This window comes from Rhizobium rhododendri, assembly GCF_007000325.2.
In the GTDB taxonomy this organism is placed as follows: Bacteria; Pseudomonadota; Alphaproteobacteria; order Rhizobiales; family Rhizobiaceae; genus Rhizobium; species Rhizobium rhododendri.
Genome location: NZ_CP117267.1, coordinates 3,326,174 through 3,341,446 on the forward strand (window position 1 = coordinate 3,326,174; position 15,273 = coordinate 3,341,446).

The 15,273-nt window shown below is 60.6% G+C and carries 13 protein-coding genes, 1 tRNA gene and 1 pseudogene; 13 read left to right on the forward strand and 2 right to left on the reverse strand.

All coding sequences use genetic code 11. From position 1 onward, the window contains the following. Window positions 1–5: 5 nt before the first annotated feature. The 9 genes and pseudogenes from PR018_RS28470 to eutC form a co-directional block, all read left to right on the forward strand. Window positions 6–448: pseudogene (locus tag PR018_RS28470) on the forward strand (ATP-binding cassette domain-containing protein); the annotation flags it as partial. 258 nt (window positions 449–706) lie between these two features. Next, window positions 707–1,519 carry an ATP-binding cassette domain-containing protein gene (locus PR018_RS16090; RefSeq protein ID WP_425064159.1) on the forward strand — a complete coding sequence of 271 codons (813 nt, stop codon included), beginning with the start codon at window positions 707–709 and terminating at the stop codon, window positions 1,517–1,519. Continuing rightward, the gene (locus tag PR018_RS16095; RefSeq protein WP_142829957.1) at window positions 1,516–3,390 is read left to right on the forward strand and encodes an adenine deaminase; all 1,875 of its coding nucleotides are present in this window, start codon (window positions 1,516–1,518) and stop codon (window positions 3,388–3,390) included. Before PR018_RS16090 ends, PR018_RS16095 begins: the two co-directional genes overlap by 4 nt. 8 nt (window positions 3,391–3,398) lie before the next feature. Beyond that, window positions 3,399–4,655 carry an acyl-CoA dehydrogenase family protein gene (locus PR018_RS16100; RefSeq protein ID WP_142829959.1) on the forward strand — a complete coding sequence of 419 codons (1,257 nt, stop codon included), beginning with the start codon at window positions 3,399–3,401 and terminating at the stop codon, window positions 4,653–4,655. After that, complete coding sequence (locus PR018_RS16105) at window positions 4,652–5,737, forward strand: ABC transporter permease (RefSeq protein WP_161990962.1); 1,086 nt, start codon at window positions 4,652–4,654, stop codon at window positions 5,735–5,737. Before PR018_RS16100 ends, PR018_RS16105 begins: the two co-directional genes overlap by 4 nt. Then, a complete protein-coding gene (locus PR018_RS16110) occupies window positions 5,734–6,648 on the forward strand; it encodes an ABC transporter permease (RefSeq protein ID WP_142829963.1) in 915 nt (304 codons plus the stop codon). The genes PR018_RS16105 and PR018_RS16110 overlap by 4 nt, the downstream gene beginning before the upstream one ends. Before the next feature lie 221 nt (window positions 6,649–6,869). Then, on the forward strand, window positions 6,870–7,862 hold the full coding sequence (gene olsE / locus PR018_RS16115) for an ornithine lipid hydroxylase OlsE (protein ID WP_111215833.1): 993 nt from the start codon (window positions 6,870–6,872) through the stop codon (window positions 7,860–7,862). A gap of 199 nt (window positions 7,863–8,061) precedes the next feature. Further along, entirely contained in the window at window positions 8,062–9,465 is a 1,404-nt protein-coding gene (locus PR018_RS16120; RefSeq protein ID WP_142829965.1) for an ethanolamine ammonia-lyase subunit EutB, read from the forward strand. Next, a complete protein-coding gene (eutC, locus tag PR018_RS16125; protein WP_142829967.1) occupies window positions 9,462–10,250 on the forward strand; it encodes an ethanolamine ammonia-lyase subunit EutC in 789 nt (262 codons plus the stop codon). Before PR018_RS16120 ends, eutC begins: the two co-directional genes overlap by 4 nt. Window positions 10,251–10,293: 43 nt before the next feature. Here eutC and PR018_RS16130 read toward each other — a convergent pair whose 3' ends face one another. Continuing rightward, entirely contained in the window at window positions 10,294–10,533 is a 240-nt protein-coding gene (locus tag PR018_RS16130) for a hypothetical protein (RefSeq protein WP_142829969.1), read from the reverse strand. Window positions 10,534–10,603: 70 nt separating this feature from the next. Continuing rightward, window positions 10,604–10,693, reverse strand: a tRNA-Ser gene (locus PR018_RS16135). 228 nt (window positions 10,694–10,921) lie between these two features. Between PR018_RS16135 and PR018_RS16140 the strand changes: the two genes are divergently transcribed. The 4 genes from PR018_RS16140 to PR018_RS16155 all read left to right on the forward strand — a co-directional run bounded on the left by PR018_RS16140 (window position 10,922) and on the right by PR018_RS16155 (window position 15,271). Continuing rightward, window positions 10,922–11,242, forward strand: a complete 321-nt coding sequence (locus PR018_RS16140; RefSeq protein ID WP_142829971.1) for a hypothetical protein — start codon at window positions 10,922–10,924, stop codon at window positions 11,240–11,242. A gap of 333 nt (window positions 11,243–11,575) precedes the next feature. Next, complete coding sequence (locus tag PR018_RS16145; RefSeq protein ID WP_142829973.1) at window positions 11,576–12,568, forward strand: BMP family lipoprotein; 993 nt, start codon at window positions 11,576–11,578, stop codon at window positions 12,566–12,568. A 74-nt stretch (window positions 12,569–12,642) separates the two neighbouring features. Beyond that, window positions 12,643–14,154 carry an ABC transporter ATP-binding protein gene (locus tag PR018_RS16150; protein WP_142829975.1) on the forward strand — a complete coding sequence of 504 codons (1,512 nt, stop codon included), beginning with the start codon at window positions 12,643–12,645 and terminating at the stop codon, window positions 14,152–14,154. A 7-nt stretch (window positions 14,155–14,161) separates the two neighbouring features. Further along, the gene (locus tag PR018_RS16155) at window positions 14,162–15,271 is read left to right on the forward strand and encodes an ABC transporter permease (protein WP_142829977.1); all 1,110 of its coding nucleotides are present in this window, start codon (window positions 14,162–14,164) and stop codon (window positions 15,269–15,271) included. The last annotated feature ends 2 nt before the right edge of the window (window positions 15,272–15,273 follow it).

Consider the following 15,273-nt stretch of genomic DNA (forward strand, 5'->3'; position numbering starts at 1 on the left):
GAACGATGCGTTTGACCTCTGCCCCGATCATAGCCAACGCCGTCACCAAGCGCTTCGGCGCGCTGACGGCGCTCGACCAGGCCTCGATCACGCTCCGGCGTGGCGAGGTTTCGGCGATTGTTGGCGAAAACGGGGCAGGCAAATCTACCCTTGCCAAGATCATCGCGGGCATCCTTCCGGCAGACCAGGCAGCTATCATCAGCAATGGTGTGCCGGTTGCCACATGGTCGCGGCGGGAGGCGGTCGGTGCGGGCATTGCGTTCGTGCCGCAGAACCTGTCATTCCGACATTGACGATCGTTGAAAACCATCTGCTGGCCGAAAAGGGCTGGCGTCTGCAGCGAAAGTCGGCCGCTTACGCGCTTGGGCGTGCAGCCGAGGAAATGGGCGTCTCGCTCAATCTCACTGTCTCGGTCGAGTCATTGAGCCTTGCCGAGCGGCAGATGGGAGAGATCGTCTCTGCCGTTGCCGGCGGGGCAAAGATACTGTTGCTCGACGAGCCGACATCTTCTCTCGGTCCCGTGGAGGTCAGGCAACTCATTGCCACCATCCGTCGTCTCTGTTCAGGTGGAACGACGATTGGCCTGGTGACCCACCGGATCTCGGAGGTGATGGAAGGCGCCGACCATATCACCGTGCTGCGCGCCGGAAGGGTCGTTCTCGACGGCGTCACCGCAGGGCTGAATTCCGATGCGATCGCCCGACTGATGGTAGGCGATCGAGATCGTCGTCCTCCGGCACGTAGGCCTGTGACATCGGACTGGAAGCGCCTTGAAGTCTCGGGTCTCGGCGTCAGGGGAGAGAGCCAGCCTATCCTGACCGAGCTCTCTTTTTCAGTGCGCCAGGGTGAAGTCCTGGCGGTTGCCGGCGTCTCGGGGGCAATGCAGCCGGCATTGGCGCAATGCCTTGCCGGGTTGCGAAAACCCGATGCCGGGACAATCCGCCTCGATGGCACGGACACCACCGGCGATGCCGCGCGTGCTGCGGCATCTGGGCTTGCCTACATTCCGGAAGACCGTCTGGAAGGCGTTGCGCCCGATCTGGCGAATTCTGAAAATGCCAGTCTGTTCCGCCTCGGGCAGCCCGGCTTCCGCCGCTTTGCGATGCGCAACCGCGCTGCCGAGCGTGCGCTTGGTGAGGCCATTATTGCGGATTTCAACGTCCAGCCGCCCAATCCGGATCTCGCATCGGGAGGGCTGTCTGGCGGCAATCTGCAGAAATTGCTGGTTGGACGCGAACTCGAGTGCAAGCCGGGCATCATCATCGCCCACGGCCCGACGCAGGGGCTCGATCTTGCCGCCGCCGCGTCGATCCGGACGGCAATCGTCAAGGCCGCAGCCGAAGGTGCCGCTGTCGTCGTGATTTCGGCCGATCTCGATGAGCTTCTGGAAATGGGCCATCGCATGATCGTGCTTGCCAATGGCCGCGTCACCGCCGAATTCGATCTCGACACTCAGGTGGACATGACTGCGCTCGGGCAGGCGATGATCGATAATAAAACTCTGGAGACCGCCCTATGAGTGATGTGAAGATCGATTTTCCGGCGACCGGAGCTGGCCTTGCCCCGACTGTTGCCGAGCTGATGAGGATGCGCCTTGTCGCCGCCGGCAAGGAAAGGCCGGACATGATTATTCGGGGCGGCAAGGTGCTGGCGCTGCATATTGGCGAAGTCATGGAGCGCGACGTCGTCATTTCCGGCCGTCACATCGCCGCTGTGACGCCGGTCGGCTATTTCGACGCCGACGAGATCGTTGATGCATCAGGGTATTTCGTCGCGCCGACCTTTATCGATACGCATCTGCACATAGAGTATACCAAGTTGGTGCCGGGCGAGCTGGCCCGCCTGTCGGTGCCGCGTGGCACGACGCTGGTCCTGGCCGATGCCAATTGTATTGCCAATGTGCTGGGCGAGGAAGGCCTCGACTTCATGGGCGAGACCAGCACGCCGCTGCGGATCCTCCGCCAAGTCTCCCACAAGGTGCCGCAGGCGCCCGATCTCGAGCTTGGCGGCGCTCATCTGACGACGGAGCAGATCGCCGCCCGCGTCCAGCGTCCGGATGCGGCAACGCTCGGCGAATCCAATCCGTTCAATCTCGATGAGAGTTCCGCGCGGAAGGCCGTTGCAGCGATTACCGCCGGCAAGCGCATCACCGGCCATACGGCACTGCTGGAAAACGAGCCCCTGTGGAGCTATCTCGCCGGCGGCGTCAGCGACGACCACAACGCCCATATGACCAAGGATGTCGTCGAGCGCCTGCGCCTCGGCACCATGCTGACCGTCATGGCCGGCAGCATGAACGACAACGTTCCCCACGTCTTCGCCGATATCCCGGCCCTGAAGGACGGGCTCTTCCACATTTCGTTCTGCGCCGACGACAAGCTGGTCGAGGACCTCGATCGTGAGGGACATATCGACCATCACGTTCGCCAGGCGATTGCCTGCGGCGTCGAGCCGCTGAAGGCGTGGCGCATGGCCACCCTGTCTGCCGCTTCCTATTACCGCCTCGATCACCTGCTGGGGTCGATCACGCCCAGTCGCCTCGCCGATATCCAACTCGTCGCCGATCTCGCCGAAGCACGGCCTCATCTCGTGATCGTCGGCGGCAAGATCGTGGCTCGCGACGGTCAGCCGCTTTTCGAAAATACCGACCCGGTGCCGGCTTTCACGCGCAACACTGTCTACCTGCATCCGGATATCGATGCCCAATCCTTTGCGACGGAAGCAAAGGGCGACAAGGCCTGGGTGCAGGCCATGGAAATGTACGACGGCTACTTCAAGCGTGCCTTTCACGCGGAGCTTGATGTGATCGACGGCATCGTCCAGTGCGATGTCGAGCGGGATATCCTGAAAGTCGCCATTGTCGACCGCCACCACGCCACCGAGACGGTCGGCGTCGGTTTCGTCAAGGGGTTTGGCCTCAAGCGGGGCGCGATTGCCGCCACTACCAATTGCGAAAACCAGAATCTCGTGATTGTAGGCACCTCCGACGAGGAGATGGAGCTGGCGACACGCGCCATCGAGCGGATCGGCGGCGGCTACGTAACAGTTGCCGAGGGCCAGGTCCTGGCCAGCGTGCCGCTGGCGGTGGCCGGCTGCATGAGCGACCAGCCGTGGGAGAAGGTACGGGACCAGTCACTCGCCTGCGACGCGGCAACGCGCACCATCGGCTGCACGATGCAGGCCCCGTTCCTGATCATGTCGTTTATCGGTCTTGTCGGCGTTCCAGATCTGGGGCTGACCGAGCGCGGCCTGGTCGAAACCAAAACGCAGACGTTCACAGATCTGGTCCTGGGTCTCGAGGGCGGCATGGTATGCTGCCGTTGCCCAAGCCATGCTCACGAGGTTCACAGGATGATGGATGCCGTCGGCTTCCAGGCTGTGGAGGTCTGAGGCGCCGTATGCAAAAAGCACCCACAAATCTCCCGCCGCTGCTCGGCGCCGCCTTTCCGCCAAACGGCATCGCGGCGGAATACATCTCCGACCTTCTTACCCTGCAGACGGTGCTGGACGACGAGATCGCACCCTTGGCTGCCGAAACCGACCGGGTAGGTCGGTACCCGACAAAATCCATCGCAGCCTTGAAACGTTCGGGATTTTTGAAATCCGTCGTCCCCGTCGCTTTCGGGGGACGCGCCATGCCCCATCGCGTCTCCATGGAGGCGCAGTTGCGTATCGCCATCGCCGATTCCGCAGTCGCCCAAATCTACAAGGTGCATGACGAGATCGTCCGCGAAATCCTGACCTATTGCCCGGCGGATCTGAAGCCACGCCTGTCACGCGCCATCGTCGAGGATAACGCCATCATCGGGCTTGCCGTGGCGGAGGCCGGCCGCAAGGTCGACGACCCCATGACAACGACGGCAACGCCAGCGACCGACGGCGGATTTATCGTTCACGGACGCAAGATATACACGACTGGCGCGGCTGGAGCCGACTACATCGCAACCTGGGCCTACAATGCGGCAGCTCCGGGCGTTGCCGCCAATCCTCTGGCCGGCATGCAGCTCAACCTGATCCCGCCAACGGCTCCGGGCATTACCATCCACCGCGATTGGGATGCCCTCGGCCAGCGCGGCACCGATTCGGGCACGATCACCTTCGACAACGTCAAGACTGACCCTCTTTGGAACGCTACCATTCCCGGCCTGTTTTCGCCTCCCCACGCATCGCTTCGCTATCAGGTCGGCTTTGCAGCCATCATGATCGGAGTTGGGATTGCCGCCTTGCGCGAGGCGGCGGGCTTTGTGGCCTCAAGCAGTCGCCCGTGGCCATCGGCCGGCGTCGACAATGCTGCCGACGATCCGCACACGCGCAAGATCATGGGCGAATTGACTGCAGGCCTCTCTGCAGCCTACGCACTTATGCTGATGGCGGCCGATCTGCTAGATGCCTTCGAGCGCGGGGAGGTCAGCCGGACGGAACTTGCCATCCCGGTCTATGCGGCAAAGGCCGCCGCCAACAAGGCGGCACTCGAGGCAACATCAGAAATCTTCACGCTGATGGGGACGCGTGCCGCAGGCCGCAAAAATGGTTTCGATCGCCATTGGCGCAATGCCCGCATCCTGTCCCTGCACGACCCGGTATCCTGGAAATATGCCGAGATCGGGCGCCACGTGCTGACCGGATGGGAACCCGATCCGGGCCTTTACCAATGATCTCGCAACTGCTGAAACCGACAACGCTTCAAAAGAGGGCGATCCTTGCTATCGTGCTGGTCGCGGTTGCCCTGGCGCTGTTGATTGCGCTCGCCGGTGCCAATCCGCTCGATGCGATCGCGGCCCTCTTCAGTGGGGCTTTCGGCGAACCCTATGTCCTTGCCGAAACGCTGGTGACGGCGACGCCGCTTGCCATCGTCGCCCTCGGCGTCATGCCGGCGCTCCGATCCGGCTTGTTCACCATCGGCTCGCAGGGCCAACTGGTGGCAGGCGCGGCACTCTCCACGGCGGTCATCCAAGCCAATGCCGGTGCAAGTGCGCCCGTGCTTTTGATCCTGGGCTGCCTGTCCGGCATGGCTGGAGGTTTGCTTTTTGCCCTGTTGCCCGCTCTCTTGCGCGCCTACATGCACGTCAACGAAATCCTGTCGACACTGCTGTTGAATTACATTGCAGGCTATGGGCTTGTCTGGGTGCTGAAAGGGCCGTTGCGTTCATCGATGCAGACCGCGACACCGCGCAGCGATGCGTTGCCGGACAATGCGCTGATCGGGACTCTTGTCGATGGCACGCGGCTGCACCTCGGCGTTTTGGCCGTTCTGGTTCTGGCGGTCGCCCTGTGGTTCTGGACCCGAACGCGTTCCGGCCTTGTCTATTCCCTCTTCGCCAGCCGACCACACCTCGCCGCGCGCCTCGGCCTATCGCCGGCAAGGGCCGTGGTCAGGCCGATGCTGTTTTCGGGCGCTGCCGCCGGGCTTGCCGGCTGGATCCAGGTGGCGGGCGTCGCCCACACACTGTATCCAAGCGTCGATGGCGGGCTCGGATTTTCCGGTATTCTCGTGGCCGTCCTTGGTGGCCTCAATCCACTCGGCATCGTCGTTGCGGCAATCCTCTTCGGCGCTTTATCGACGGGCGCGCAGGGCATGCAGATTGGCACGTCGGTGCCGGCGGCGATTGCCATCGTCGCCCAAGGTTTTGTCCTGCTGGCCGTGACCCTCGCAGTTGGTAAAAATGTCCGTACAGCGAGCGCAGCGCCACCCATGGAAAAGAAACCGGCGTCCGAAGCCGCAGGAGCCAATCCATGAGCTGGTCCGATCTGGTCTTCTGGCAAATCGTCCTTGGCGGCACCCTTCGGCTGGCGACGCCGATCTTCCTCGCGGCGCTCGGCGAGATGATTACTGAACGAAGCGGCACGATCAATCTTGGCATCGATGGCATCATGACTGCCGGCGCCTTCAGCGCGGTGGTCTGCGCCAGTATCGCCGGCTGGCAGGGCGGGCTGCTGGGAGCCGTTATTACGGGCACCCTCTACGGGTCGGTGATCGCCTTGTCCGTGGTCAAAGGTGGGGCCAACCAGATCATCACCGGGATCGCGATTTCGCTGATAGGCTCCGGGCTCACTTCATTTCTGTTCCAGCTTTGGCAGCCTTCAGGCCAGAGCATGATGTTCGTGCCGCTGGCGCCCAATATCACCATACCTTTCCTCAGCGACCTGCCCTTTATCGGCCCCATCCTGTTCAAGCAGAACCTCATAACCTACGCTGCACTGGTCCTTCTCATAGCTGCCATATGGCTGATGAATTTCACGCGCGTCGGCCTCGTCCTGCGAGCTGTCGGCGACGGGGCGGCTGCTTCCGCTGTTCGCGGCATCGATACCGATCGCGTGCGAATGGTTGCCATCATCGTCGGTGCCGCCCTCATGGGGCTCGGTGGCGCAGCGATCACCATCGGCTTTCTCGGCTCTTTCAACGATGGCCTCACCAACGGCCGAGGCTATGTCGCCCTGGCAGTCGTGATCATCGGCCGCTGGTCGCCAGTTGGCGCCGTTCTCGGTGCATTCCTGTTTGCCTTCTTCGATAGCCTTGGCCTCAGGGCCCAGAGCGGTATGGGTTTCCTGCCGAACGAGGTCTTTTCGATCCTGCCATACGCGATGACGCTTCTGGTGCTGATTTTCACGGCCCGCTCGAAGATTGCCCCGCGCGAACTCGGTAGATAATTGGCAGCCTCTGGTGCCGGTCAGAAAACCCAGGTGCTACCTCGCCGGGAGAGTCGTGGCTTTCGCACATCGGGCGTCGATCAAAAATGTGTTAGATCGGCTTGGCGTGAGGGTGCGGCCTTTGAAAATGGGATTTCTTCGGTATAGGAATTGATCGCAAGCGATGCAGGACCGAGGACGATGAAAAGATGACATTTGCGCCCGAGACTGCCGCGACAGAGATGGACCGAAAAGCCCATGGCTTGATCTATACGACGATCTCCAGCCTGCTGTGGCCGTCCTTTTTCATCGGCGGTCTGATCGGCTCCTATTTCGCCTTCAAGACCTCGGTTCCGCTGTTATGGTTCAACGTCGTTTATCTGACGGTCGTTATTCTCATCAGTCTTTCCGAACGCTTGATGCCCTACGAGCAGACCTGGCTGCGTCGGGACGGCGAGACTTTCAACGATTTCGCCCATACGCTGCTCAACAAGGGTGGCGTCCAGATCGTTGCAGCCATCGGCACCTCCTTTCCAATGGCCGTCGCCACCGTCGCCCAGCCTTTGTTCAGTCCGCCGACGTTTCTCTGGCCCCATAATGCACCATTGTTTCTGCAGGTTATTCTCGGGCTGATCGTCGCCGAATTCGGCCTCTACATCGCCCACCGGGTTGCCCACGAAAACCTGTCGCTCTGGCGTTTCCACGCGCTGCACCACAGCGTCGAGCGCCTCTGGGTCATCAACACCGGCCGTTTTCACTTCATCGATTCACTGCTGAAAATCGCGCTCAGCCAGATCCCGCTCTACCTGCTCGGCGCGCCGCTGCCTGTCTTCCTGTGGATCGGTGCGGTCACCGCCTTTGTCGGGCTGCTGACCCATTGCAACATCGATGTCAGAACCGGTCCGCTCGACTGGATACTCAGCACGCCGCGCCTTCACCGCTGGCACCATTCCAGGCTGCTCGCCGAAGGCAACACGAATTACGGCGAAAACCTTGTTCTCTGGGACCAGATCTTCGGCACCTACTATAATCCGCCCCGCCCGTCGTCCGTTGATATCGGCATCAGTGGCAAGGTCGCCAAGGGATTTCGTGCCCAACTCGCCCAGCCCTTTTCCGCCAAGGGACGCCGGCAGATCATCGGCAAGGCGCCGAAGCCCACCGACGTGGTTCCGCCCGTTCTGCAAAGCGACTTTGCCCGGCTGGCAAGAAGGCTGCGACTGATCGGCCGCAAATGAATGGCTGACCCGCAAGATGCGGGTGACGCATTTCTGAATTGTTTTAGATCTGATGCCCTCTAAATAGGCATATTGGGGTCCAGATTACAGCGGCTCTACATTTTATGCATATCAGCCCCGCATATGGCAGTCTTTCCCTTGGCCTAGGGTGGACGCTACTGTCGGCCTTAATCTTGATAGAAGTCCGGGGCGCGAACTTATGGCTTATACGATGACGGCCGGCGGCCAGCGCTTTCGGTTCGACGGTCTGAAGGATGTCCTGGCCGTGGCCTCGCCTGCTCGATCTGGTGATGCTCTTGCGGGGATCGCGGCTCAGTCGGATGTCCAGCGCTTCGCTGCCAAGATGTGCCTCGCCGACCTGCCGCTCCCCATCTTCCTGAACGAGGCCGTCATTCCTTATGAGAATGACGAGATCACGCGGCTGATTATCGACAGCCATGATGCCGATGCCTTTCGACCGATCGCCAGCCTAACGGTGGGCGATTTCAGAAACTGGCTCCTGTCCGAACAGGCGACACCGGCAGCCTTGAAGGCCATCGCGCCTGCCGTGACACCGGAGATGGCAGCGGCAGTCTCGAAGCTGATGCGCAATCAGGATCTGATTCTCGCCGCCAAGAAATGCAACACGCCGACGGCCTTCCGCAATACGCTGGGACTTCCCGGCAGGATGGCAGTGCGCCTGCAGCCCAATCACCCGACAGATGACCTCAAAGGCATCCTCGCCTCGACCATCGACGGGCTCCTCTACGGCTGTGGCGATGCCGTGATCGGTATCAATCCCGCCAGCGACAATCCCGCAGTCCTCTCCGGCATCCTGCGGATGCTCGACGAGTTGATCGAGCGCTTCTCGATCCCGACGCAGACCTGCGTCCTGACGCATGTGACCTCTTCGATAGAGATGATCAATGCCGGCGCGCCGGTCGACCTGATCTTCCAGTCGGTGGCCGGTAGCCAGAAGGCCAACAGCTCGTTCGGCATAGATCTTAAAGTGCTGCAGGAGGGACTGGACGCCGGGCGATCCCTGAACCGAGGCACTGTCGGCAACAATTGCATGTACTTTGAGACCGGCCAGGGGTCGGCTTTGTCTGCGGATGCCCATTTCGGCGTCGACCAGCAGACGATGGAGGCCCGCGCCTATGCCGTCTGCCGGCAGTTCGAGCCACTTCTGGTCAACACGGTGGTCGGTTTTATCGGCCCGGAATATCTCTACAACGGAAAGCAGATCATTCGCGCGGGGCTGGAAGATCATTTCTGCGGCAAGTTGATGGGCCTGCCGATCGGTGCCGACATCTGCTACACCAACCACGCAGATGCCGACCAGGACGACATGGACACGCTGCTGACCCTGCTGGCGACGGCCGGCGTAAATTTCGTCATCGGTGTTCCCGGTGCCGACGATATCATGTTGAACTATCAGTCGACGTCGTTTCACGATCAGCTTTATGTACGCGAACTTCTGGGCCTCAAACGGGCTCCTGAATTCGAGTCATGGCTGCAAAGCAGCGGTATCAGCGATGCCGATGGCCGGCTTCTGTCGCAAAGCGCTTCGAACAACGCGTTGATGTCGCTTGCCGAAGATACGATGATGGGAGCGGCAGCATGAGCAATGGTGACATCCCGGCCGGACGTCGCGCCTCGCTTGCCAACATCGATGGTTGGGCCGGGCTGAAGAGCCACACCACCGCCCGCATAGCGCTCGGCCGCGCCGGCGCGTCGTTGCCGACATCGGAAGTTCTGAATTTCGGTCTGGCCCATGCACAGGCAAAGGACGCGGTGCATCTGGCATTCGACGCCGATGCCGTAGCGGCCATTGTCAAGTCGATGGGGCTCGAGCCGTTGCTCGTGGAAAGTGCTGCGCCCAGCCGCGAAAGTTATCTGCGGCGGCCGCACCTCGGACGGCGGCTTGCAGACGAGAGTCGGGCCATCCTTTTCGCCGATCGGCAAGAAGGCGCGGATATCGGCATCGTCATCGGCGATGGTTTGTCAGCCACTGCCATCCACCGCAATGTCGAACCTTTGCTGAGGGCATTGTCGCCGATATTGCGCGTCAAACAGCTGACGGTCTCGCCGGTTGCCATCGCGCGCAATGCCCGCGTTGCTCTTGGCGACGAGGTCGGGGTGGCGCTCGGTGTCCGCTGCGTGCTGATGCTGATCGGCGAGCGGCCTGGCTTGTCGTCTCCCGACAGCATCGGCGCCTATCTGACCTTCGATCCGCGCGTCGGAAAGAGCGATGCCGACCGCAACTGCGTCTCTAACATCCGGCCCGGCGGTCTGTCTTTCGGGGAAGCGGCCCACAAGCTGGTCTGGTTGATCGAGGAAGCTTTCCGCATGCAGGCGACAGGGGTACAATTGAAAGACAACAGTCCGACATTTGTTCTGCTGGGATAGGCCGCGTACCCCTACGGAGTGTGTGAACGACGCTGGGCTTCCATCAATTGTGAGCTGGCTCCGTGATGGCGCGGAAAGGGAATTTGCGGCCGCAATGGCAGCGGATGATCGAGCTTTCCTGAAATTTCGAGGCACGTTGCTCGTAGAAGCCACGCGGCATCACATCGATCGCAAAACCAGGGGTTTTCCGGTTGCGGTCGTCGTCCTCGGATGCTTCGGCAAAACCGGAATGTCCGCATTGAGGACAGATGAGCTTTTTTGAAAAGCGGTCGCGCGCGGCCATGTCAGTCTCCGATGTCGCCCCCGGCAGCTCGCACCTCACCGGGTATCGACAATGCCATCAATCGAAGGGATGGCGGACAAGGTGGGATTCGAACCCACGGTACGCTTTCACGCACACACGCGTTCCAGGCGTGCGCCTTAAACCACTCGGCCACCTGTCCATCTGCACTTCGCATCCGGTAAAGGAGCAATCGTGGGAACGGCGCGATATATACCGAGGAACGCGCGGGGATCAACCCCATAAGCAAGAGTATTTTCGACTTCTCTGCACAAACCGTCCTCCAATGCATATTGCGCAGATAGCGGCTCTGACATATCCATGGCAGGGGGTGGCCAAGTCGGAGGCAGTAGGCCATTGACCGCTGGATCCGGGCCATTGGAGGAATCGAATGCTTTTTCTGTTGCGCTTGGGAAGCCTCGTCTGCCTGGTCATGGCAACGATCGCAGGAACGATCGATTCCATCCGCTCGGTCGCCTCCTCGTCCCTAGTCATCACATCCTTCGCCGATCTCTGGAAGAGCTTCAGCCCTTCCACCTTCGAGCAGCTGCAATCGGCAATGCCGGCCGGGGACGGCGGTGGAAAATTCTATCTGCCAGCCGTAGAGTGGTCTTTGTCGCAGCCGGCCTTTGCCGTGCTCCTCGCGGCATCGTTGCTGCTGTGGATGGTGGGCTACAGGCGGGTCCCGGCCACGGGCCGGTATTTGGCTTAAGCCGTCCAGAGTAAGCCCGATAAGGCCAAAATCCTCGTTTCATGGATGGTATATCGAAGGCTATGGTCCAGCGCGTTTGGCGTGGAATAGCATCCCAATGACTAGAAAAGCCGCATATTAGCGTCCTCTGCGGTCAAAAATCAGCCAGCCAAGCTGCCTTTTCGGCAGTTCTCACAAATCTTTACCAACTGAAAAATTTCTGATGAATTTTAGATGTCAGCATGCAAGGATGCGCCCAAGCCAGGCCTCGGGGGAGGTCGGCGGTTCCGCAGACATGTCCCGGAAAACGGGCTTGCGGGAGGACCCCATCATAGCAACAACAGGGCTGCGCTAATGAAAAAATCTGTTTTGACCCTTTTTGCCTTGGCCGCGATGTCGGCGTCGGCTCTCGCTGCGGATATCAAGCCGGCAATCGTTTATGGCACAGGCGGCAAGTTCGATAAATCCTTCAATGAAGCGGCCTACAATGGCGCCGAGAAGTTCAAGAAGGAAACCGGCATCGCTTACCGTGACTTCGAGCCAAGCGGCGATACGCAGGGTGAACAGGCATTGCGCAACTTTGCCAGCAAGGGCTTCAATCCGGTTATCGCAGTTTCCTTTGCCTGGTCATCGGCACTGCAGAAGGTCGGCGCAGAATTTCCAAAGACCCAGTTCGTCCTGATCGACGACCAGGTCGACCTGCCGAACGTCCGTTCAGTTATGTACAAGGAAAATGAAGGCTCGTACCTTGCCGGCGTCATGGCTGCCATGTCTTCGAAGACAGGCAAGATCGGCTTCATCGGCGGCATGGATATTCCGCTGATTCGCAAGTTCGAATGTGGCTACGAGCAGGGCGCGCGTGCGACCAATCCGAAGATCGAAGTGTTGCAGAACATGACCGGCACGACAGGCGCAGCCTGGAACGATCCGGTGCGCGGCGGCGAACTGACCAAGAACCAGATCGATCAGGGTGCGGACGTGGTCTACGCGGCTGCCGGTGCCACCGGTCTCGGCGTCCTGCAGACGGCTGCCGACAACAAGAAGCTTTCGATCGGCGTCGACTCGAACCAGAACTACCTGCATCCCGGTTCGGTTCTGACATCGGTCGTTAAGCGCGTCGATCTTGCAGTCTACGACGCCTTCATGGACTCCAAGAACGGCAAGTTCACGCCCGGTGCCCAGCATCTTGGCCTGAAGGAAGACGGCGTCGCCGTTGCCATGGATGACAACAACAAGCCGCTGGTAACCGCTGAAATGCTGGCTGCCGTCGACAAGGCCAAGGCCGATGTCGTATCCGGCAAGGTCACCGTTCACGACTACACGGCCGACAACACCTGCCCGAAATGAGTTGACGGAAGGGCGTATGGCGAGCCGCCATACGCCCTTTTCATATCCGGACGTGCCGTTTCTGGAGCAGTATAGTGAGCCAACCGCCTGCCATCGAGCTTGTGGGTATCGACAAGAAGTTCGGTGCCGTACACGCCAATAAAAACATAGACCTGACCGTCGCCAAGGGCACCATCCACGGGATCATCGGCGAAAACGGGGCAGGGAAATCGACGCTCATGTCGATCCTATACGGATTCTATCAAGCCGATAGCGGCGAGATCCGTGTCAACGGCAAATCGGTCACCATCCGCGACAGCCAAGCCGCCATCGATGTCGGCATCGGAATGGTGCATCAGCATTTCATGCTGGTCGAAAATTTTACGGTCCTCGAGAACGTCATGCTCGGCGCCGAGGGCGGCGCCTTGCTTGCCAAGGGCGTGGCAGCGTCGCGCGCCGAATTGAAGCGGCTGGAGACGGACTATGGCCTTGATGTCGATCCGGATGCGCTGATCGAGGAGCTCCCCGTCGGGCTGCAGCAGCGCGTCGAGATCCTCAAGGCCATGTATCGCGGTGCCGAGATCCTCATTCTCGACGAGCCGACCGGTGTTCTGACGCCGGCAGAGGCTGACCACCTGTTTAGAATTCTCCGCGTCCTGCGCGACCAGGGTAAGACGGTGCTTCTGATCACCCATAAGCTGCGAGAGATCATGGCGATCACTGATACGGTGTCGGTCATGCGTCGCGGCGAGATGGTTGCGACGCGCACGACTGCCGACACCACCGTCGAGGAGCTGGCTGAACTGATGGTCGGCCGCCGCGTCCTCCTGCGGGTAGAGAAAGGCGCCGCCAATCCGGGCGAGATCGTCATGTCGGTGCGCAATCTCACGGTCAAGGACGGTCGTGGCGTTACCATGGTCGACAATGTTTCATTCGATGTCCGTGCCGGTGAGATCGTCGGTATCGCTGGTGTGGCCGGCAACGGCCAGTCGGAGTTGCTGGAGGCGCTGGCGGGGATACGCAAGCCGACTTCGGGCGAAATCCTGCTGCATGGCAAGACCATCGACAAGGTCGACCCGGCCCATCTTAGGGCATTGGGACTGGCGCATATTCCGGAAGACCGCCATCACATGGGCCTGGTGCTGCCGTTCGAGGAGTACCAGAATTCCATCCTGGGGTATCATCGGGACCCGGCCTACAGCACCGGTCCATTCATGAACCTCGAGGCGATCCGCAAGGACGCGGCGCTGAAGATTGAGAAATACGACATCCGACCGCCAAATCCCCGGCTGCGCACCGCCAATTTCTCCGGCGGCAACCAGCAGAAGATCGTGGTTGCTCGCGAGATCGAGCGTGATCCGAAGATGCTCCTGATCGGCCAACCGACACGTGGCGTCGATATCGGCGCCATCGAGTTCATCCATCGCCGCATCATCGAGATGCGCGATGCGGGCAAGGGCGTCTTGCTGGTCTCGGTAGAACTGGATGAAGTCCGCGCACTGTCGGATCGTATCCTGGTGATGTTCGCCGGCCATGTGGTCGGCGAGAAGACGGCTGATGCCGGTGAACAGACCCTCGGCCTGATGATGGCCGGTATTGCCGCGTGAGGCCTGAATGAGTACTGCATCCGTCCGCCTCCCCAGTTGGATCACCTACGGGTTGATTCCAGTCATGAACCTGTTGCTCGCCTTCCTGATTTCCGGGATTGTGGTTTGGATCATCGGCGAAGACCCTGTACAAGCCCTTGTGCTGCTGCTCCAGGGCGCGCTTGGAAACGGCGAGGGCATCGGTTTCACGCTTTTCTATGCGACCAGCTTCATTTTCACAGGGCTGTCCGTCGCCGTCGCTGTCCACACCGGCTTGTTCAATATCGGCTCCGAGGGTCAGGCCTATTTCGGCGGCCTTGGCTGTGCGCTGGTGGCACTGGCGCTCGACCGCTATGTGCCGTGGTACGTAACCATGCCGTTCGCGGTGGTGGGTGCTGCAATTTTCGGCGCAGCCTGGGCCCTCATTCCTGCCTGGCTGCAGGCCAAGCGTGGCAGCCACATCGTCATCACGACCATCATGTTCAACTACATCTGTTCGGCGCTTATGGTCTATCTGCTCGCGCATATTCTTATCGTGCCCGGAAAGATGGCGCCGGAAACGCGCACCTTCCTCGAAGGGGGACAGTTACCGAAGCTCGGATGGCTGATCGAGATGTTCGGCTCGACCATCGGCGCGGCACCCTTCAACGTCTCCTTCCTGATCGCACTGGTGATGTGCTTTCTCGTCTGGCTGCTGATCTGGCGCACAAAGCTTGGCTACGAGATGCGGACCCTCGGCATCAGCCCGTCGGCTGCCATCTACGCCGGCATTCCCTATGCCCGTACGGTCATCATCGCCATGCTAATCTCGGGCGGTCTCGCCGGCATGATGGCGCTAAACCCAGTGATGGGAGCTTCCGCCCGCCTGCAGGTCGAGTTCGTCGGTGGCGCCGGCTTCGTCGGTATTGCCGTGTCGCTGATGGGGCGCAATCATCCCGTCGGCATTATCCTCGCAGCCCTGCTGTTCGGCATCCTCTACCAGGGTGGAGATGCGCTTTCTTTCGACATGCCGAACATCACACGCGAAATGATCCTGGTCATCCAGGGTCTCGTCATCCTGTTTGCCGGTGCGCTGGAATACATGTTCCGCCCGGCGCTGGTGCGCATCTATCAAAAAATCGCCAGGACGGGAGGATAGCA

Coding starts and splice junctions, on each gene's coding strand:
- PR018_RS16090 (WP_425064159.1), top strand. CDS start 707: ATGGTAGGCGATCGAGATCGTCGTCCTCCGGCACGTAGGCCTGTGACA.
- PR018_RS16095 (WP_142829957.1), top strand. CDS start 1,516: ATGAGTGATGTGAAGATCGATTTTCCGGCGACCGGAGCTGGCCTTGCC.
- PR018_RS16100 (WP_142829959.1), top strand. CDS start 3,399: ATGCAAAAAGCACCCACAAATCTCCCGCCGCTGCTCGGCGCCGCCTTT.
- PR018_RS16105 (WP_161990962.1), top strand. CDS start 4,652: ATGATCTCGCAACTGCTGAAACCGACAACGCTTCAAAAGAGGGCGATC.
- PR018_RS16110 (WP_142829963.1), top strand. CDS start 5,734: ATGAGCTGGTCCGATCTGGTCTTCTGGCAAATCGTCCTTGGCGGCACC.
- olsE (WP_111215833.1), top strand. CDS start 6,870: ATGGACCGAAAAGCCCATGGCTTGATCTATACGACGATCTCCAGCCTG.
- PR018_RS16120 (WP_142829965.1), top strand. CDS start 8,062: ATGGCTTATACGATGACGGCCGGCGGCCAGCGCTTTCGGTTCGACGGT.
- eutC (WP_142829967.1), top strand. CDS start 9,462: ATGAGCAATGGTGACATCCCGGCCGGACGTCGCGCCTCGCTTGCCAAC.
- PR018_RS16130 (WP_142829969.1), bottom strand. CDS start 10,533: ATGGCCGCGCGCGACCGCTTTTCAAAAAAGCTCATCTGTCCTCAATGC.
- PR018_RS16140 (WP_142829971.1), top strand. CDS start 10,922: ATGCTTTTTCTGTTGCGCTTGGGAAGCCTCGTCTGCCTGGTCATGGCA.
- PR018_RS16145 (WP_142829973.1), top strand. CDS start 11,576: ATGAAAAAATCTGTTTTGACCCTTTTTGCCTTGGCCGCGATGTCGGCG.
- PR018_RS16155 (WP_142829977.1), top strand. CDS start 14,162: ATGAGTACTGCATCCGTCCGCCTCCCCAGTTGGATCACCTACGGGTTG.